Below are 17,661 nucleotides of genomic sequence, written 5' to 3'. Positions count from 1 at the left end.
CGTACAGCGCGCCGCGCGGCGGGACGCAGGTGACCCCTGGGATGTCGGCCAGCAGCTTCACGACCGTGTCGCGCTGCGCCCGCCCCCCCCCCCCCGGGGGCACCCGGCGGCCCGCGGGCCCCCGCGACCCGCACCCGGGCGCGGGGCGCGGCCGGCAGCGCGTCGACCCGGGCGAGCAACGCCTCCCGCAACGTGGGTGTGATCACGACGCCCAGGCTGCCGTCCTGGGAGGCGGCCACGACCTCCTCGACGAAGAAGGCGTTGCCATCCGAGCAGGCCAGGACGTCGTCGACCAGGCTGTCCGGCACGGTGGCGCCCAGGATCGCGCCGACCAGCTGCGCGACCTCGACCCGGCCGAACCGGTGCAGCTCGACCCGCTCGACCCAGCGCGTCCGCTCCCGCCCAGAGGGCGCGGCCCAGCGCAGCCGCTCGGCCTCGGCCAGGAAGGTCCGCAGCGGGTGGCCGGGCCCGACCCCGTCGGCCCGATAGGTGAGCACCAGCGTCACCCGGGAGCCGCGCACGTTGCGCAGCAGGAACGCCGCGAGCGCCCGGGTGGACTGGTCGGCCCAGTGCAGGTCCTCGATCACGAACAGCACCGGCCGGGCGGCGGCGAGCGCCTCCAGCAGACCGAGCACCAGGTCGAACAGGCGCCCGGAGCTGTGCGCGTCCTCGCCGGCCGCGGGCAGCGCCCCGCGGCCCAGCTCCGGCAGCAGCCGGGCCAGCTCGCCGCGCCGGTCGCCGACCAGCCCGACCAGCCCGACGGGCCCGAGCTGGCGGGCCAGCCCACGCAGCGCCTCGACCACCGGCGCCAGCGGCAGCCCGTCGCCCTCCAGCTCGACGCAGCCGCCGGTCAGCACCGCGTGCCCGGCCTCGTCCGCCCGGGCGACCAGCTCCTCGACCAGCCGGGTCTTGCCGACGCCCGCCTCGCCGCCGACGATGACGGCGGCCCCCTCGCCAGCCTCGGCCCGGCGCAGCGCGTCGTCGAGCCGGCCGAGCTCGGCGGCGCGGCCGACGAACACGGGGCTCGCCAGTGGGGTCATGCCCTCCAGTCTGGCCGTCAGGTGTGACAACTCCACTCGTTTTTCCGATCGGCGAAGCCGCGCCCGGCGGGGCTCAGCCCCGGCGCCGGCTCGCCGGCCGTCCCCGCCCGGCCCGGTCGGGTGCAGGTTCGTCGGGGTACACGTCGTCGGGATCGAGCGCGAGCGGCCGGCGGGGCGGCGCGTCGTCGGCCGCCCGAGCCTCCCGGGCGGCACGGGCCGCGGTGGAGGCCCGCCGCAGGTCCTCGGTGTGCTCCCGCCCGGCCGCTTCCATGATCTGCCAGGACCACATGCTGGTCACGTCCTCTCGCGCCACCTGGCGCGTCTCTCGGTGCTGTCGTCGCGTAACCCACGATCACCGTCGGACGGGGGGTCCGACATCGGGCAGCTGACCGATTCGCGCTGTCCTGCCTGTCCGATTCGCGACCGATGCCGTCCGAGCCGCGGGCTCGACCGGTCCGAGGTCGGCGGGTTGTCGAGTTCCCGACAGGGGGCGCCCGGCCGGTTTCGCGGCCACGTGGCGGCCGTCACCTCGCGGCGCCGCCCACCGGGGCGCTGACCTGTGGTGACGCGGCGATAACCGAGGCCGCACCGTCGCCGGGGGCGCGGCCGGCCCGACCGGTGCCGACGCGGCGTCATCGGATGGCCATGTCATCGTCGGCATGTCGCAACCCGGCGCCGCCGGGGCCGCGGCGATGTGGTCCTAAGGTGGACGGGACGGACAACCGTTCGAACTGTTCAGCCGTTCGAACTGCTGCGTTGAGGGGACGGAAGACCGAGGTGGCCGGATGATCGAGGCGCGTGGCCTGACGAAGCGGTACGGCAGCAAGACGGCGGTGGACGATCTCACGATCACCGTCCAGCCCGGCGTCGTCACCGGATTCCTCGGCCCGAACGGTGCGGGCAAGTCCACGACGATGCGCATGGCGATCGGCCTCGACCGGCCGACGAAGGGCACGATCACCGTCAACGGCAAGGCCTACCGCGACTTCGCCGCGCCGCTGTGCGAGGTCGGCGTGCTGCTGGAGGCCAAGGCGGTGCACACCGGCCGGTCGGCCTACAAGCACCTGCTCGCGGTCGCGCAGACGCACGGCATCCCGCGCCGGCGCGTCGACGAGGTGCTCGGCCTCGTCGGGCTCACCGAGGTCGCCGGCAAGCGGGTCGGCGGCTTCTCGCTCGGCATGGGGCAGCGCCTGGGCATCGCCTCGGCGATGCTCGGCGACCCGGGCGTGCTGATCCTCGACGAGCCGGTGAACGGGCTCGACCCGGAGGGCATCCGCTGGATCCGCACCCTGCTGCAGGCGCTCGCCGCCGAGGGCCGGACCATCTTCGTCTCGTCCCACCTGATGAGCGAGATGGCGCTGACCGCCACCCACCTCATCGTCGTCGGCCGCGGCAAGCTGATCGCGAACACCACCGTCGAGGAGTTCATCCGGCAGGCCTCGGGCGACCTCGTGCACGTCCGCTCGCCGCAGGCGGCCCGGCTGAACGAGGCCCTGGCCCGTGACGGCGTCACCGTCAGCGCGACCGGGCTGGACACCCTGGACGTGAACGGCCTGACGGCCCAGCAGATCGGCGAGGCGGCCTTCGCCGCCGGCGTACCGGTCTATGAGCTGACCCCGCGCCAGGTGTCCCTCGAGGACGCGTTCATGGACATCACCAAGGACGCCGTCGAGTACACCCACGGCACGACCCCGGGTCAGCGGGTCTCGGCGCCGACCGGGGCGAACGCGTGACCGCCACCACCGCCGACGCCGGCCCGGCCAACGTCCGGGGCGCCGGCTTCCACGCGACGGCCAAGGTCACGCTCCCCCGGATCCTCCGGTCCGAGTGGACGAAGCTGACCTCGCTGCGCTCGACCGTGTGGACGCTGCTGGCCGCCATCGTGGTCACGATCGGCTTCGGGCTGCTCATCAGCTCGATCACCGTCGCGGACTTCCACCACTCCGCGAACCCCGACGACCTCAAAGACCCGGTGATGACCAGCCTGGTCGGCGGGTACTTCTCGCAGATCGCCGTCGGCGTGCTGGGCGTGCTGCTGATCACCGGCGAGTACTCGACCGGGATGATCCGCACCTCGCTGGGCGCCATCCCGCACCGGGCGCCGATGCTGGCGGCCAAGGCGATCGTGTTCGGGGTGACGACCTTCGTCGTCTCACTGGCCGCGATCCTCGTCGCGTTCTTCGGCGGCCAGGCGATCCTGAACCAGATCCACGCCGGCGTCTCGATCGGGGACCCGAGCGTGGTGCGGGTGCTGCTCGGCGGGGCGTTCTTCGTCATGACGATCGGCCTGCTCGGGATCGCGCTCGGCACGTTGATCCGCAGCACCGGCGGCTCGATCGCCGCCCTCCTCGGCCTGATCTTCGTGGTGCCGATCGTGACCAGCTTCCTGCCCGGCCGCTGGGGCGACATCCAGAAGTTCATCCCCAACAACGCCGGCGGCGCACTCGTGACCATCGGTGATCATGGCAGCGACCTGCTGTCCCCGCTGGGCGGCTTCATCGTCCTGCTGGTCTGGCTCGCCGTCGGCCTCGGCTCGGCCACCTTCGTGCTCCTGCGGCGCGACGCCTGACGGCTGGCGCCCGCCCGCCCGGCCCGCATCCGCACGCGTTCGTCATCCCGCTGGAAGGACAGGCATGACCGCCACGCCTGAGGCGTCCCCCGTCGCGGCGCCGGTCGCGGCCGACCGCGCCCCGGTTGATTTCCACCGAACGGCGCGGGTGACCATCCCGCGGGTGCTGCGGTCCGAGTGGACCAAGCTGACGTCGCTGCGCTCGACGGTCTGGACGCTGCTCGCGGCGTTCGTCGTCACCGTGGGTCTCGGCGACCTGATCTGCTGGGCCGTCGTCGCGCACTGGGACAAGGCCAGCGTGCAGGACAAGCTCACGTTCCAGCCGGTGCTGCAGAGCCTGACCGGGGCCTACTTCTCGCAGATCGCGATCGGTGTGCTCGGCGTGCTGCTGATCACCGGCGAGTACTCGACCGGGATGATCCGCACCTCGCTCGGCTCGGTCCCGCGCCGGCTGCGGGTGCTGTTCGCGAAGGCCGCGGTGTTCGCGGTGACGAGCTTCGTCGTCGCGTTCGTGGCGGTGCTCGTCGCGTTCTTCACCGGGCAGGCGATCTTCGCCCACAAGCACATCGGCGTCGGCCTCGGCTACCCGAGCGCGGTGCGGGTGCTGTTCGGCGCCGCGTTCTTCGTGACGGCGATCGGCCTGCTCGGCCTCGCGCTCGGGACGCTGCTACGCAGCACCGGCGGCTCGATCGCGAGCCTGCTCGGCCTGATCTTCGTGGTACCGATCATCACGAACTTCCTGCCCGGCCACTGGTCCCGCATCCACGAGTACATCCCCGACGGCGCCGGCCAGGCCCTGGTGACCAGCACCAGGGCGCCCGGCGACGACGTGCTCCCACCGCTCGCCGGCCTGATCGTGCTGCTGATCTGGCTCGCCGTCGGCCTCGGCGCCGCCGCCTACACGCTGGTCCGCCGCGACGCCTGACCCCGCGAAGAGCTCCTCCCCGAGGTGGTGGCTCGGGGGGATGCCGCGGGCGAGGCCCGCGACGCCGACGGCGACCAGCGCGCCGGCTAGTGCCACGCCGGCCAGCCGGGGGACGCCCGTCGGCGCGGGCACGCCGTAGACGAGCACGGCCAGCAGGTAGGACACCACCGGGTTGGTGATGTTCATGCCCGTGATCGCGGCGGCGAACGGCCCGGTCGCGAACGCCGTCTGGCCGGTGACCATGCCGCACAGCATCGAGGTGATCAGCGCGTAGAGGTACCAGCCGCGCAGCAGCGCGGCCGGGCCGGCGTCGACGAGCAGTCCGGCCGAGCGCTTCAGCAGCACCGCGGTCAGGGCGAAGAAGAACCCGGAGGCGACCCCGAGCAGCCCAGCCCGCGCGGCCAGCCGACGGCCTAGCGAGGCCGACGTGGCGACGAGCGCTGCCGCCGCGGCGACGAGCACCACGATCATGGCGAGCAGGCGCTGGTCGTCGAGCCGCTCGTCCACCGGCGGCCGGCCGTGCACGACCAGCAGCACGGCGAGCCCCGCGCACACCGAGCCCGCCGCGCACCAGGCGCCGGCCGGCATCCGCCGGCCCGACCGGCGGGTCCCGAGAGACAGGGCGAACAGCAGCTGGGTGACGACCAGCGGCTGCACGATCGACACCGAGCCCAGGTACAGCGCCGAGGCCTCGACGACGAACCCGCAGACGTTGGTTCCCCAGCCGGCCAGCCACCAGGGGTCCCGGACCAGCGCGAGCAGCAGGCCGACGCCCGGGACCGCCTGGGCGAGCGCGGACGAGCCCGGCCCGTCCTGCCGCGTCGCGGCGTGCTGCTGCAGGACGGCGGAGCAGGCGAACAGGAAGGCGGCGACGAGGCTCAGCGCGACGACGATCAACACAGCTGGGGACTCGCACCGGCGGCGGATGCCGCGCCGTCAGCGCCTCGCATGGCGGTCACGATAGGCGGGAAACGTCGCCCCCGGTCATCATTCGGGCGACCCGGACGTGAAGGTCAGCGGGCAGGCTGCCGAACGCGGTCGGGCGCGAGGTTGCTCACCCTTGGCCTCTGGACGTGGACCGCGCCGCATGCTAGCGGCCATGATCGAGGCCTGCGGCCGTCCCGGCCCGCCCGATCGGAGCGTTCGATGACCGTCCAGACCCGGCAGGAGGCCACCGCCGGGCCCGACCGTCCGCTGTGGCCGGGCACCCAGGGCCCGACGTCGCGCAGCCCCGCCCGGGTGCCGGGCTCGGTGCGCCGCACGACGAGCATCGACATGCTGCGCCCCGACGGCCCGGACGGCGCGCTGCACCTGGTCGGGCGGGGCCACGACCTGCTTACCGGCCCGGACGGCGGCCCGCGGGTCCTCGACACCGCCGGGTTGTTCGTCGCCCTCGACTACACGGGTGCCCGCCTGATCCACGAGCTGCGGACCGATCCGGCGCTGCCCGCGGCGGCGGACCTGGTCGGGCGCTCGGCCCTGTCGAAGTTCCGGCCGGCGGCCCGGGCCGCGCTCGGCGACGGGCACCTCGGCTCGGTACTCGCCCAGCTGCTCGACGACGTTCCGGTGGCGACGATCGTGTCGGCCGCGGCGCTGGCCCGCCTCGGCGTCCATCGGGATCCCGCCTCCGGGGTCCAGCGGACCGCGCGCACCGACATCTGCGCCGGCTGGCAGGCCGACGGCGCGCTGGCCCGCCGGCGCGCGGCCGGCGCCGAGAAGGGCCCGATGCGCGAGCGCGGCCCGCTCGCCGGCGACCTGGTCTCGGCCGACGAGCCGGGCTGGCACCCGATGCCGTCGCTGGAGCCGGCCGCGATGCGCCGGGTCCGCCGCCTCGACCTCGTCCCGATCGGCGCGGCCGGCCCGGCCGCGCGGGCGGCGGCGCCCGCGGGAGCCGCGTTCCTGGCCGACGGACTGGTCCGGGACAGCTTCCACGACCCGCGGGACGCCGAGGTGGTCGTGCACGAGTTCACGGTGCGCGCGGCCGTCGCCGCCGACGGCACCGTGCTGGACGCGTCCGCCGGGATCGGCGTCGTGCCCGGCCCGCAGTGCCCGCAGGCACGCCCGAGCGCGGCCCGGATCGTCGGTCGCCAGGCCGGCGAGCTGCGCGACGGCGTCGCCCGCGAGTTCGTCGGCATCACCACCTGCACCCACCTCAACGACACGCTGCGCACCCTGGGAGACCTCCCCCGGCTCGTCGCAGCGCTGACCGCCTGACGCGGGACGGCTGATGGCCGCGTGCCGTCACCGCCCACCCGTCACCGCTCACCCGGCGGCGCGGCGCGCTGCCACCGCGGCCAGGTCACGGCAGACAACCGCGAGGTCGAGGCCGGCGGCCTTCAGGGCCATCGGCCACGTGCTGGTGGCGGTCAGGCCCGGGGCGACGTTGACCTCCAGGAACTGGGCGACGCCGTCGGCGTCGACGATCAGATCGGTGCGCGACAGATCACGTAGGTCCAGGACCCGGTGGGCCGCGACGGCGGTCGCCGCGGCCGCGCGCAGCACGTCCTCGTCCAGCCGTGCCGGGATGTGGAAGGTGGTCGCACCAGGGGTGTAGCGGGCCGCGTAGTCGTAGACACCGGCGACCGGTTGGATCTCGACGGCCGGAAGGGACACCGGTCCGTCGCCGGTGTCGAGAACGCCGACCGTTATCTCGACCCCGGCGACAGCGCTCTCGATCAGCGCCCAGTCGTGGTAGCCGAAACAGGCCATCAGCGCCTCGGCGAGCTGGCCAGCTTCCTCGACGAGGCCGACACCGAACGCCGATCCCCCCGCGCGGGGCTTCACGACCAGCGGCAGGCCGAGCCGGGCCACGACCCGGTCGATCAGGGCCGCGGCTCCGAGGTCGTGAAACGCCTCCCGAGGCAGGGTCACCGCCGACGGCGTCGCGAACCCGGCCGCGCTGAGGGCCGCCTTCGCGGTCGCCTTGTCGAAAGCCGCCCGACAGGCGACCGGCGTGGCACCGACGTACGGCAGGTCGTACAGGTCGAGCACCTCGCGGATCGTGCCGTCCTCACCCGAGGTGCCGTGCAGGACGGGGATCACGACAGCGGGCGGGTCCGCGTCGAGCGCGGGCAGCGTCGAGCCGTCGACGTCACGCAGCTCGACATCGACGCCGATGCGTTCCAGCTCGTCACGCAGCCTGCGCCCGGAGCGCAAGGAGACCTCTCGCTCGGGCGAGAGGCCCCCGGCGAGGACAAGCACACGGCCCAGGTCGGTCACGATCACGTCCTCAGTGGCTGGAAGGGTCGGTGGCGGGATCGCCGGCGAACGCTCGGCGCAGGCCGATCTCGGCCCGCAGCACATCGGCGAGCCGCTTCACGCCGTCCCGGATGCGTTCAGGGGGCGGGTAGCAGTAGGACAGCCGCATGGCGTCGCGGCCCGACCCGTCGGCGTAGAAGCCGGTGCCGGGCACATAGGCGACCCTGGCCGCGATGGCCCTTGGGAGCATCGCCTTCGCGTCCACGCCGTCCGGCAGTGTCAGCCAGACGAAGAACCCGCCCTCGGGCCTGGTCCAGGTCGTGCCGGCCGGCATCGTCTCGGCCAGAGTCGTCAGCATCGCGTCGCGGCGGTCCCGGTACAGCTCCCGGAACGTCTTGATCTGCTCCGGCCACGGCTGAGTCGCCAGATACCGCTCGACGGCGAGCTGGGTGAACATCGAATGGGAGAGGATCGCCGACTCCGCCGCGAGCACAAGCCTCGCGGCCACCGGCTGGGGCGCGAGTGCCCAGCCGACCCGCATGCCCGGCGCCAGCGTCTTGGAGAACGAACCCAGATAGACCACGTCATCCGGCGCATCCGCCCGCATCGCCCGGACCGGCTCACCCGTGAACGAAAGCAGGCCGTAGGGGTTGTCCTCCACCACCAGCACCCCGGCGCGCCGGCACGTCTCCAGGACCTCAGCACGCCGCGGCGCCGTAAGGGTGATCCCCGCCGGGTTCTGGAAGGTGGGAACGGTGTACAGCATCTTCACCCGCGCACCCGCGGCCGCCAGCCTGGCCAGCGTCTCGCCCAGCGCGCCGGGCACCAACCCGTCACCATCCATCGGGACGTGCACGACCCGGGCCTGGTAGGCGGCGAACGTGTTGATCGCCGTGACATAGGTCGGACCCTCGGTCAACACCACGTCACCGGGATCGATGAACACCCTCGTCAGCAGATCGAGCGCCTGTTGCGATCCAACGGTCACCACGACGTTGTCTGGCCGCGCGTCGGTGATGCCCTCCATCGCCATCACGTCACAGATCCGCGCCCGCAGCTCCGGATCACCCTGTGCCGAGCCGTACTGCAACGCGACCGGACCCCGGCTCCGCACCAGGTCGGCCACCGTCGACGCGACCGCCTCCAACGGCAGTGCGTCCACCGCGGGCATCCCACCCGCCAACGACACGATCTCCGGGCGGCTCGCGACGGCGAACAACGCGCGTACCTCGGAGGCGACCATCCCGGAGGCGCGGGCCGCGTACGAGTCCCACCAGCGGTCCGTCGACGCCGGACCTCCCGCCCGCTGATCCCGATCCACCCAGCCACCCCGCCACTGATGCCAGTAGAAGCAGTCGCCTGCCAGTAGAAGCAGTCGCCGCGCGGTCATTTCGACAACACGCACCGTGCGACAGCCAACCAGCCCGTCGTGACCACGGCCAGCCGATTTCCGCTACCGACGGGGTGACGCCCCTACCCCGTCACGCGGCCGCCCGCGACGTCGATGGTCACGCCGGTCAGCCACGCCGCCGCGTCGGAGGCGAGGAAGAGGGCGGTCTGCGCGACGTCGTCGGTGCTGCCCAGGCGGCGCAGCGGGTGAGCGGCGGCCACCTGTTCCTGGATCTCGGCTGGCATGCGCGCCTGCACCTTCTCCGTGCGGATCGAGGACGGGGCGATGCAGTTGACGCGGATTCCGTGGGGGCCGAGCTCGGTGGCGAGCTGGCGGGTCAGCATCACCAGGCCGGCGTTGGCGACTCCGTACGCCAGGTTGGCCTGGCTGGGCTGGCGGCCGGCGGCGGAGGACATGGTGAGGATCGAGCCCCGGCCGCGTTCGAGCATGCCGGGCAGGAACGCCTGGATGGTCAGGAAGGCCGAGGTCAGGTCGGAGTCGAGGATCTGCCGCCACTGCTCCGGTGAGAGCGCGGCGGAGGGGACCGGGAAACCCTGGCCGCCCGCGAAGGCGGCCAGCACGTCGACCGGGCCGAGCCGCGCTTCGACCTCGTCGCGCAGACCGGCCAGGGCGACGGAGTCGGTGACGTCGGCGACCCGGCTGGTCGCAGCGCCGCCCGCGGAGGTGACGTCGGCGACGACCGAGGCCAGGGCGTCCCTGTCGCGGCCGACGACGCAGACCTTGGCGCCCTGGTGGGCGAACGACCGCGCGGTCCGCGCGCCGATTCCGCGCGAGCCACCGGTGATGACGACGACCTGGCTGGCCAGGTCGGGGTAGCTGCCGGACATCCGGGCCTCCTACTGGTGACGGGACGGGCGGGTGCGCGGGAGCAGAGCGGCGGCGGCCACCAGCCAGATCAGGCCGCCGAAGCGGACGGCCGGCAACAGGTAGCCGAAGCCGGAGCCCAGCAGGGTGAGGCTGGAGACCATGCCGACGGCCGCGAGGAGCAGCCCGATCCAGGTCGCCGCCCGGGGCAGCAGGCCGGCGAGCAGGCCCGTCACCGAGACTCCGGCGATCAGCAGAGCGAACATCACCGCGTAGCCGGGGCCGCCGGCAAGGAATCCGAGATCGGCCAGGGCCCGGGCGAGCGCCGGGTCGGCGGTGGCCGGGAGCCGTCCGCCGGCCCAGCCGAACAGCGCGCTGAGCGTCAGCGTGCAGGAGGCCAGCACTCCGCCGACCAGAGTGATCGCCGAGCCCGGCGCGGTGATGCCGAGCGCCCGAAGCCGCCGGTAGAGCACCGCCGCCGTGACCGCGAGCGGCACGGCGGAGGCGAACAGCAGGAAGGCACCGACTTTGATCGTGGTGCCGTGCAGCCCCGCGTAGTGCAGCACCTCCAGGCCGGAGGCGTCGGGATGCGGGGTGGATCGGTTGGCGACGACGTACGCGATGGTCAGCCCGGTGAAGGCCAGCACGGGAGCCAGCAGCGGCGGACCGGACTGCGGCCGACGGTTGGCGGTCCCAGTGGCGGGTGGGGCGGCAGTGGCAGTCATGACGACTCCTCAGTCGATCGCTATACAGCCGATAATGATTTCAGTTTGTAACGATGTCAAGGGTGCACAATACCGCCATGGCGATGACTGACGAGGGTTCGCGTCCGGGACCGCAGGGCCCCGGCGCCGCGTTTCTGCTGGCCCAGCTCGGCGCGCACGCGACCGGGTTGTTCGCGCGGCGGATCGCCGCCCTGGACCTGACTCCCCCGCAGGCAGGGCTACTGCGCCTGCTGGCCCTGAGCCCCGGACGCAGTCAGCGCGAACTCGCCGACGACCTGGGGATGCCGCCGAGCCGCTTCGTCCCGTTCGCCGACGAGCTGGAGGAGCGCGGGCTGATCGAGCGCCGCAAGAACCCCACCGACCGGCGTCTCTACGCGCTGCACCTCACCGACCGGGGCACCGAGCTGCTGGCCGACCTACGCACGGCGAGCGCGGCCCACGAGCAGCAGCTGTGCCAGGGGCTCTCCGCCGAGGAACACCGGCAGCTGACCGCGCTGCTGCGGCGGATCGCCGAGCAGCAGGACCTCACGCCGGGGGTCCACCCCGGCTACCGCTCGCTCCAGAGCGCGAAGGCCAAGAAGCTCCACACCTGACGGCGTCAGCCACCGTCGCCACGATCGACCTCGAAGCCGGCGCGCGCCGCTCAGGCCTGGCTGCGCAGGGCGCGCAGGAAGAGGGCGAGGTTGGCTGGGCGCTCGGCCATCCGGCGCAGCAGGTACGGGTACCAGTCGGGCCCATAGGGCAGGTAGACCCGGACCTGGGCGCCGATGCTGGCGAGGCGCAGCTGCTCGTGCGGGCGGATCCCGTGCAGCAGCTGGTATTCGAAGCTGCCGGCCGCGCGGCCGTGCTCCTCGGCCAGCCGCTCCGCGAGCGCCAGCAGGCTCGGGTCGTGGGTCGCCACCATCGGGTAGCCGTCGCCGGCCATCAGGATCCGCAGGCAGCGGGCGTACGCCGCGTCGACCTCGGGCCGGCGCGTCCAGGCGACGTCGCGCGGCCCGCGGTACGCGCCCTTGCAGAGCCGCACCCGCGTACCGGCGACGGCGAACCGCCGGCAGTCGTCCTCGGTCCGGCGCAGGTAGGCCTGCAGCACGGCGCCGGTCGCCGGGTGGTCGCGGCGCAGGTCGGTGAGCAGCCGCAGGGCCGGCTCGACGGTGGTGTGCTCCTCGGCGTCGAGGGTGACGGTCGCGCCGACGACGGCGGCACGCGCGCAGATCTCCGCCGCGTTGTCGTAGCAGATCTTCCAGCCGCCGCACGGGATGAGCCGGCCGAGCGCGGAGAGCTTGACCGAGACGTCCAGCCCGGCGGCCAGCCCCGCGTCCTCGGCGAGGTCGAGCAGGCCCAGGTAGGCGGTCGTCGCCTCCCGCGCGTCGGCGAGGTCGGCGCCCCGCTCCCCGAGCCGGTCGACGGTCGCGAGAATCCCCTCGCCGGCCAGGCCCCGAACAACCTCCAGCGCGTCGAGCGGGCGTTCACCGGCGACAAACCGGTCGACGACCCGGCGCGTCACCGGGGTGGCGACCACGAACTCGCGGGCTCGCGCGCTGCGCGAGGCCGCGAGCAGCACCCGACGGATCATCCGACGCCTCCTCTGGCGATACACAGCAAGCTTCGAGCACGTCACCCGCCACGTCCATTCGGCGAAATGATTTCCGTCTGGTTACGTCGAGACCACGTTTCGATGACGACATGCCCATTCGCCGCACCATGGCAGCCCATAGCAATAACTAAATTACGCTCCGTGAACAAGGGGAGAAGCACACCGCCCGCCGCACGCCGTCGCCGCCGGACGAGCCGCCGGGTCGCCGAGATCGCGGTGGCCGCCGCCGTCGCCGCGTCCTGCGGAGCCACCATCGGCCCGGCCACGCCGGCCCTCGCCGGCGGATCGCCCGGCCCTTACTGCGCCGACAGCGCCCGCACCGACATCCCGGCGGACGGCCCGGCCGCGGCTGGCAGGGCCGTCCGGGTCGAGGGCGGCTTCTACGCGCAGACCGGCCTCTTCTGGCCGCCGACGACGGCGATCCTGTGCCAGGAACCCCCGAACACCCACCACCCGCTGTTCCGCGCGGGCCGGGGCGGCTGCGCCAGCGGCACCCTGCCATTCCTGATCCCGAACGACCTCGGCCCCGTCGTCGCCGGATCGCCGCCACCCTGGGGCACGTTCCTGCCGCCCGGCTGGTACTACCTCGGCAACGACGCCCCGCCCGGCTGGTCCGACGTCTGCTGGGCCGTGACGAAGCCGGCAGGCAGCTAGGCGTTGCAGACGACCTGCGGGGCCTGACCGTCGAGCGCCGCCGCCACCACGGCCCCGATCTGGTCGTTCTCCAGCAGGAACCCGTCGTGCCCGTAGGGCGAGCGGATCACCGTCGGCCCCGCGGCGCCGGCCCAACCGGCGAGCTGGCGTTGCAGGTAGAGCGGGTAGAGGCGGTCCGAGTCGACGCCGGCGACCGTGAGCGCGACCGGGCAGCCGGCCAGCGCGGCGGCGGCCCCGCCCCGGCCCCGGCCGACGTCCTGGGTCATCATCGCCCGGGTCAGCGTCAGGTAGCTGCCCGCGTCGAAGCGGCGGGCGAGCTTGACCGCGTGGTGGTCGAGGTAGGAGGCGACGGCGAACCGGCCATCGGGCTGGACCCGGTTGGCGAACCGGGCCGCGAGCTCGGCCTCGCTGCGGTAGCTGAGCTGGCCCAGTCGGCGGGCCAGCCCGAGCCCGGCATGCGGACCGTCGCCCGGCGCCGCCTGGTGGTAGTCGCCGCCTCGCCAGCCGGGGTCGAGCGTGATCGCGTCGAGCTGGGCGGCGTAGAGGCCGAGCTGGTCCGCGGTCGCGGTCGCCCCGCAGGCGATCACCACGGCCCGCTCGACCCGGTCGGGGAAGGCGATCGCCCACTCGAGTGCCCGCATGCCGCCCATCGAGCCGCCGATCACCGCCGCCCAGCGGGCGATCCCGAGGTCGGCGCCGAACGCCGCCTCGACCCGCACCTGGTCGGCGATGGTGATCTCCGGCCACCGGCTTCCCCACGGCGCGCCGTCGGGCGCCGCGGTGGCGGGGCCGGTGGTCCCCTGGCAGCCGCCGAGCACGTTGGGGCACACGACGTGGAACCGGTCGGTGTCGATCGGCCGACCGGGGCCGATCAGCGCGTCCCACCAGCCGGCCGTCGAGTGCCCGGGGCCGGCTGGCCCGGCCGCGTGGCTGTCACCGGACAGCGCGTGCGCCACCAGCACCGCGTTCGTGATCCGGCCGGCGGCGTCACGCCGGGGCCGGCCCCACGTCTCGTAGGCGACGGTCACCGCCGGCAGCGTCCCGCCGAGCTCCAGCTCGACGGGACGGTCGAGCACGACGAAGCGCCGCCCGCCGGCCGGGTCCACCCCGGGCCGCCACGCGGCCGAGGCAGGGATCGTCCCGGCCGGCGCGACCCGCGCGTCGTCGACGGTGACCGTGGCTCAGTCCTTGGCCGCGCGGAAACCGGCGTCGAGGTCGGCGAGGATGTCGTCGATGTGCTCGATGCCGACCGAGAGCCGGATCAGGTCCGGGGTGACACCGGTCGCCGCCTGCTCGGCCTCGGTGAGCTGGGAGTGCGTCGTCGTCGCCGGGTGGATGATCAGCGAGCGGACGTCGCCGACGTTGGCGAGGTGGCTGAACAGCTCGACGCCGTCGACGAACTTACGGCCGGCCGGCGCGCCCCCCTGGATGCCGAACGAGAGGATCGAGCCCGCGCCGCGCGGCAGCACCCGCTGGGCCCGGTCGTACCACCTGGACGACGGCAGTCCCGGGTAGTTCACCCAGCTGACCTCGTCGCGCGCCTGCAGCCACTCGGCCACCTTCTGCGCGTTCGCGACGTGCCGCTCGATCCGCAGCGACAGCGTCTCCAGGCCCTGGATCAGCAGGAAGGAGTTGAACGGCGAGATCGCGGCGCCGATGTCGCGCAACAGCTGGACCCGCGCCTTGGCGATGTAGGAACCGTGGCCGAGGGCGTCCCAGTAGACCAGGCCGTGGTAGCTCGGGTCCGGGGTGGTGAAGTTCGCGAACCGCCCGGAGGCGCCGAAGTCGAACGTGCCGCCGTCGACGATGACGCCGCCGATCGCGGTGCCGTGGCCGCCGATGAACTTCGTCGCGGAGTGGACGACGATGTCGGCGCCGTGCTCCAGCGGCCGGTACAGGTACGGCGTGGTCAGCGTGTTGTCGACGACCACCGGGATGCCGTGGCGGTGCGCGAGCTCGGCGATTCCCTCGGTGTCGAGCACGTCGCCCTTGGGGTTGCCGACGCTCTCGCCGTAGAAGGCCTTCGTGTTCGGCTGGATGGCCGCCTCCCAGGCGGCCAGGTCGTCCGGGTCCTCGACGAAGGAGACCGTGATGCCCAGCTTCGGCAGCGTGTAGTGCAGCAGGTTGTACGTGCCGCCGTAGAGGCTCGCCGACGCGACGAGGTGGTCGCCGCTCTCGGCCAGGTTGAGGATCGCCAGCGTCTCGGCGGCCTGGCCGGAGGAGACCGCGAGCGCGCCGACGCCACCTTCGAGCGCGGCGATCCGCTGCTCGAAGACGTCCTGGGTCGGGTTCATGATCCGGGTGTAGATGTTGCCCGGCTCGCCGAGCGCGAACAGCGCCGCCGCGTGGTCGGTGTCCCGGAAGACGTAGCTGGTCGTCTGGTAGATCGGGACCGCGCGGGCGCCCGTGGTCGGATCCGGCTGGGCACCGGCATGGATCTGGCGGGTCTCGAACGACCAGCTGTCGGCGACCATGTGCGGGTCCTCTCCGGGGTTCTGACGTGCGGCTTCCCGACCGTACCGACGAACAAAATGACCAACAAGAGCGCCGTCACGTTGCCGACATGGCGTCGCCGCAGTTCCGTAACAGTCGCGACGGACGCCAGGCGGGTCAGGTAAGACGTACGCATGGTCAGCTCCGCCGCCCCTCAGCCCGCGGCCACGACGGCACAGCCGAGTCCCGGCAGCCTGTTCGCGACCATCCGGGCGACCCTGCCGGCGCTGATCCCCAGCGAGCGGCGGGTCGCGGAGGTGTGCCTGCGGCGCGCGGACGAGGTGGCCGACTGGTCGGCGGCGCAGCTCGCGTCGGCCGCCGAGGTGTCGGCGGCGACGGTGGTCCGGGCGTGCCAGTCGATGGGGTTCCGGGGCTTCCAGCAGCTGCGGGTCGCGTTCGCCCGGGAGACCGGCGCCTACTTCCGTGAGGCGGAGGCCGGGGCCGCCGGCACCCGCGCCGCCCTGCGCGAGCCGCGGGCCGGTGACCCGCCGGACCAGATCGTCGACACCGTCTTCGAGCTCGGCCGGGCCGTGCTCGCGGACTCGCTGACCGCCCTCGACCGGAACCAGGTCGCGCTGGCCGTCGACCTGCTCGACGGCGCGCGCCGGCTGCTGGTCGTCGGCAACGGCGGCTCGGCCTCGGTCGCGCAGGACGCGGCGCTGCGGTTCCTCTCGGTCGGCCGGTCGGTCGAGGCGCCCGCGGACGCGCAGACCCAGCAGCTGGCCGCGGCCAGCCTGTCCGAGGCCGACGCCTGCCTCCTGATCACCGGCAGCGGCGTGAACGAGCTGACGTTCCGGGTCGCCACGATCGCGCGGGAGCGGGGCGCCTCGATCGTCCTGATGACCAGCTACGCCGCCGGCCCGGTCGCCGGGCTTGCCAGCGCCACCCTCGTCGTCGGCGTGGCGCACTGGCCGCTCGGCAGCGACACCATCGGCAGCCGCCTGCCGTCGCTACTCCTGGTGAACGCGCTCCAGCTCGCCGTCGGGCTGCGCCGGGAGGGCGCGCCGGGCACATCGGCCGAGGAGCAGCGCAAGCTGCTCGGCACAATGATCATCGGCCCGGACGAGCCCGCCGACGACGACGAAGGCTGATCACGGTCAGTACCCGGAGTCGATGCCGGGAGGGTTGCCCTAGCCGTCCGCGCGGCGTCGTGGGGAGTATCCGCGCCGTTCACCTCGGTCCCCGATTCTGCCCATGTAACGGAAATTCACGGATCGCCGATCTGTGGAATTCCAGTACATGAGGCACGTCACACCGGGGAGACACCTGTGGCAGGGATCCGCATCGAGGGGCTCACGAAGCAGTTCGGCGTGACCCGGGCCGTCGACGAGGTGTCCCTGGACATCGCCGACGGCGACTTCCTCGTCCTGCTCGGCCCCAGTGGCTGTGGCAAGACGACGCTGCTGCGCATGATCGCCGGCCTGATCCAGCCGAGCGGTGGGCGGGTCATGCTCGCCGACCGCGACATCACCTACCTGCCACCCCGCGAGCGCGACGTGGCCATGGTCTTCCAGAGCTACGCCCTGTACCCGCACCTGTCCGTCGAGCGCAACATCGGCTTCCCGCTGCGGGCCGCGCGGCGACCGAAGGCCGAGATCGCCCGCCGGGTCCGCGAGGTCGCCACCCAGCTCGAGCTCGACGGGCTGCTCGCCCGCCGGCCGCGCGAGCTGTCCGGCGGGCAGCGCCAGCGGGTCGCGCTGGGCCGCGCGCTGGTCCGCGACCCCCAGGCCTTCCTGATGGACGAGCCGCTGTCCAACCTGGACGCGAAGCTGCGCACGGCCACCCGCACCGAGCTCACCGCCCTGCACCGCCGGCTGGGCTCCACCTTCATCTACGTCACCCACGACCAGATCGAGGCCATGACGATGGCGACCAGGGTCGCGCTGCTCGACCAGGGCCGCCTGGAGCAGGTCGGCACGCCGACCGAGGTCTACGACACCCCCGCGTCGGTGTTCGTCGCCGGCTTCCTCGGCTCGCCCCCGATGAACTTGCTGCCCGCGCGGGCCAGCACCCGGGACGGGCGGATCGTCGTCACCGCCGACGGCACCGACCTCCCGCTGTGGCCGGGGGCGACCGACCCGGTCGAGCTCACCCTCGGCATCCGGCCGGAGCACCTGCGGGTGGTCCCGGCCGGCGCCCCGGCCCGGCCCCTGGGCGGCGGTGGTCGCGGTGTTGGCGGCCCGGCAGCGGGGCGGGGCGACGGTGACCGGCCGCCAGACGACCGGCGCGGGCCGGCAGGTACGCGGGT

Annotated in this window: 16 protein-coding genes and 2 pseudogenes; 8 read left to right on the top strand and 10 right to left on the bottom strand. The window is 73.6% G+C overall.

Going from position 1 to position 17,661, the window contains the following annotated elements; all coding sequences use genetic code 11:
• Positions 1-560: 560 nt before the first annotated feature.
• Both I6A60_RS43815 and I6A60_RS37275 read right to left on the bottom strand, forming a co-directional pair.
• Positions 561-1,040: pseudogene (locus I6A60_RS43815) on the bottom strand (AAA family ATPase); the annotation flags it as partial.
• A gap of 73 nt (positions 1,041-1,113) precedes the next feature.
• Positions 1,114-1,353 (bottom strand): hypothetical protein, encoded by a 240-nt coding sequence (locus tag I6A60_RS37275; RefSeq protein ID WP_203022760.1) that lies wholly within the window; start codon positions 1,351-1,353, stop codon positions 1,114-1,116.
• A gap of 472 nt (positions 1,354-1,825) precedes the next feature.
• On the opposite strand from I6A60_RS37275, the gene I6A60_RS37270 reads away from it, so the two are divergent.
• From I6A60_RS37270 to I6A60_RS37260, 3 genes are all read left to right on the top strand, one after another.
• Complete coding sequence (locus I6A60_RS37270) at positions 1,826-2,773, top strand: ABC transporter ATP-binding protein (protein WP_203022761.1); 948 nt, start codon at positions 1,826-1,828, stop codon at positions 2,771-2,773.
• The gene (locus tag I6A60_RS37265; protein WP_203022762.1) at positions 2,770-3,609 is read left to right on the top strand and encodes an ABC transporter permease; all 840 of its coding nucleotides are present in this window, start codon (positions 2,770-2,772) and stop codon (positions 3,607-3,609) included. The genes I6A60_RS37270 and I6A60_RS37265 overlap by 4 nt, the downstream gene beginning before the upstream one ends.
• A 64-nt stretch (positions 3,610-3,673) precedes the next feature.
• A complete protein-coding gene (locus I6A60_RS37260; protein ID WP_203022763.1) occupies positions 3,674-4,534 on the top strand; it encodes an ABC transporter permease in 861 nt (286 codons plus the stop codon).
• A gap of 102 nt (positions 4,535-4,636) precedes the next feature.
• Here the strand turns inward: I6A60_RS37260 and I6A60_RS37255 are convergent.
• Positions 4,637-5,434 (bottom strand): annotated as a pseudogene (locus I6A60_RS37255) (DMT family transporter); the annotation flags it as partial.
• 246 nt (positions 5,435-5,680) lie between these two features.
• Between I6A60_RS37255 and I6A60_RS37250 the strand changes: the two are divergent.
• On the top strand, positions 5,681-6,748 hold the full coding sequence (locus I6A60_RS37250) for a DUF2889 domain-containing protein (RefSeq protein WP_203042305.1): 1,068 nt from the start codon (positions 5,681-5,683) through the stop codon (positions 6,746-6,748).
• 48 nt (positions 6,749-6,796) lie between these two features.
• Here I6A60_RS37250 and I6A60_RS37245 read toward each other — a convergent pair whose 3' ends face one another.
• The 4 genes from I6A60_RS37245 to I6A60_RS37230 form a co-directional block, all read right to left on the bottom strand.
• Complete coding sequence (locus I6A60_RS37245; protein WP_203023526.1) at positions 6,797-7,753, bottom strand: D-alanine--D-alanine ligase; 957 nt, start codon at positions 7,751-7,753, stop codon at positions 6,797-6,799.
• A 10-nt stretch (positions 7,754-7,763) separates the two neighbouring features.
• On the bottom strand, positions 7,764-8,975 hold the full coding sequence (locus I6A60_RS37240) for a PLP-dependent aminotransferase family protein (RefSeq protein WP_203023529.1): 1,212 nt from the start codon (positions 8,973-8,975) through the stop codon (positions 7,764-7,766).
• 230 nt (positions 8,976-9,205) lie between these two features.
• Entirely contained in the window at positions 9,206-9,970 is a 765-nt protein-coding gene (locus I6A60_RS37235; protein ID WP_203023525.1) for an SDR family NAD(P)-dependent oxidoreductase, read from the bottom strand.
• 9 nt (positions 9,971-9,979) lie between these two features.
• Positions 9,980-10,672 (bottom strand): DUF4386 domain-containing protein, encoded by a 693-nt coding sequence (locus I6A60_RS37230; RefSeq protein ID WP_203023524.1) that lies wholly within the window; start codon positions 10,670-10,672, stop codon positions 9,980-9,982.
• 83 nt (positions 10,673-10,755) lie between these two features.
• On the opposite strand from I6A60_RS37230, the gene I6A60_RS37225 reads away from it, so the two are divergent.
• Positions 10,756-11,265 carry a MarR family winged helix-turn-helix transcriptional regulator gene (locus I6A60_RS37225; RefSeq protein ID WP_374113368.1) on the top strand — a complete coding sequence of 170 codons (510 nt, stop codon included), beginning with the start codon at positions 10,756-10,758 and terminating at the stop codon, positions 11,263-11,265.
• Positions 11,266-11,315: 50 nt separating this feature from the next.
• Here the strand turns inward: I6A60_RS37225 and I6A60_RS37220 are convergent, their stop codons facing one another.
• Positions 11,316-12,245 carry a proline dehydrogenase family protein gene (locus I6A60_RS37220; RefSeq protein ID WP_203023522.1) on the bottom strand — a complete coding sequence of 310 codons (930 nt, stop codon included), beginning with the start codon at positions 12,243-12,245 and terminating at the stop codon, positions 11,316-11,318.
• 162 nt (positions 12,246-12,407) lie between these two features.
• Between I6A60_RS37220 and I6A60_RS37215 the strand changes: the two genes are divergently transcribed.
• Complete coding sequence (locus I6A60_RS37215; protein ID WP_238437040.1) at positions 12,408-12,920, top strand: hypothetical protein; 513 nt, start codon at positions 12,408-12,410, stop codon at positions 12,918-12,920.
• Here I6A60_RS37215 and I6A60_RS37210 read toward each other — a convergent pair.
• Entirely contained in the window at positions 12,917-14,026 is a 1,110-nt protein-coding gene (locus I6A60_RS37210) for a homoserine O-acetyltransferase (protein WP_203042304.1), read from the bottom strand. The two genes, I6A60_RS37215 and I6A60_RS37210, sit on opposite strands and share 4 nt — an antisense overlap.
• Before the next feature lie 75 nt (positions 14,027-14,101).
• Positions 14,102-15,394, bottom strand: coding sequence for a bifunctional o-acetylhomoserine/o-acetylserine sulfhydrylase (locus I6A60_RS37205; RefSeq protein WP_203023520.1), 1,293 nt, complete (start codon positions 15,392-15,394; stop codon positions 14,102-14,104).
• Between the two features lie 153 nt (positions 15,395-15,547).
• On the opposite strand from I6A60_RS37205, the gene I6A60_RS37200 reads away from it, so the two are divergent.
• The gene (locus tag I6A60_RS37200) at positions 15,548-16,504 is read left to right on the top strand and encodes a MurR/RpiR family transcriptional regulator (RefSeq protein ID WP_203042303.1); all 957 of its coding nucleotides are present in this window, start codon (positions 15,548-15,550) and stop codon (positions 16,502-16,504) included.
• A gap of 177 nt (positions 16,505-16,681) precedes the next feature.
• Positions 16,682-17,661: ABC transporter ATP-binding protein (locus tag I6A60_RS37195; protein ID WP_307874066.1), on the top strand; the 980-nt coding region annotated here is incomplete at its 3' end.

Source organism: Frankia sp. AgB1.9 (assembly GCF_016786355.1).
GTDB lineage: Bacteria > Actinomycetota > Actinomycetes > Frankiales > Frankiaceae > Pseudofrankia.
The sequence above is the reverse complement of the archived record's forward strand: the minus strand, read 5'-3'. Positions and strand labels throughout refer to the sequence as shown.

Coding starts and splice junctions, on each gene's coding strand:
- I6A60_RS37220 (WP_203023522.1), bottom strand. CDS start 12,245: ATGATCCGTCGGGTGCTGCTCGCGGCCTCGCGCAGCGCGCGAGCCCGC.
- I6A60_RS37250 (WP_203042305.1), top strand. CDS start 5,681: ATGACCGTCCAGACCCGGCAGGAGGCCACCGCCGGGCCCGACCGTCCG.
- I6A60_RS37235 (WP_203023525.1), bottom strand. CDS start 9,970: ATGTCCGGCAGCTACCCCGACCTGGCCAGCCAGGTCGTCGTCATCACC.
- I6A60_RS37230 (WP_203023524.1), bottom strand. CDS start 10,672: ATGACTGCCACTGCCGCCCCACCCGCCACTGGGACCGCCAACCGTCGG.
- I6A60_RS37240 (WP_203023529.1), bottom strand. CDS start 8,975: ATGGTCGCCTCCGAGGTACGCGCGTTGTTCGCCGTCGCGAGCCGCCCG.
- I6A60_RS37225 (WP_374113368.1), top strand. CDS start 10,756: ATGACTGACGAGGGTTCGCGTCCGGGACCGCAGGGCCCCGGCGCCGCG.
- I6A60_RS37200 (WP_203042303.1), top strand. CDS start 15,548: ATGGTCAGCTCCGCCGCCCCTCAGCCCGCGGCCACGACGGCACAGCCG.
- I6A60_RS37205 (WP_203023520.1), bottom strand. CDS start 15,394: ATGGTCGCCGACAGCTGGTCGTTCGAGACCCGCCAGATCCATGCCGGT.
- I6A60_RS37270 (WP_203022761.1), top strand. CDS start 1,826: ATGATCGAGGCGCGTGGCCTGACGAAGCGGTACGGCAGCAAGACGGCG.
- I6A60_RS37260 (WP_203022763.1), top strand. CDS start 3,674: ATGACCGCCACGCCTGAGGCGTCCCCCGTCGCGGCGCCGGTCGCGGCC.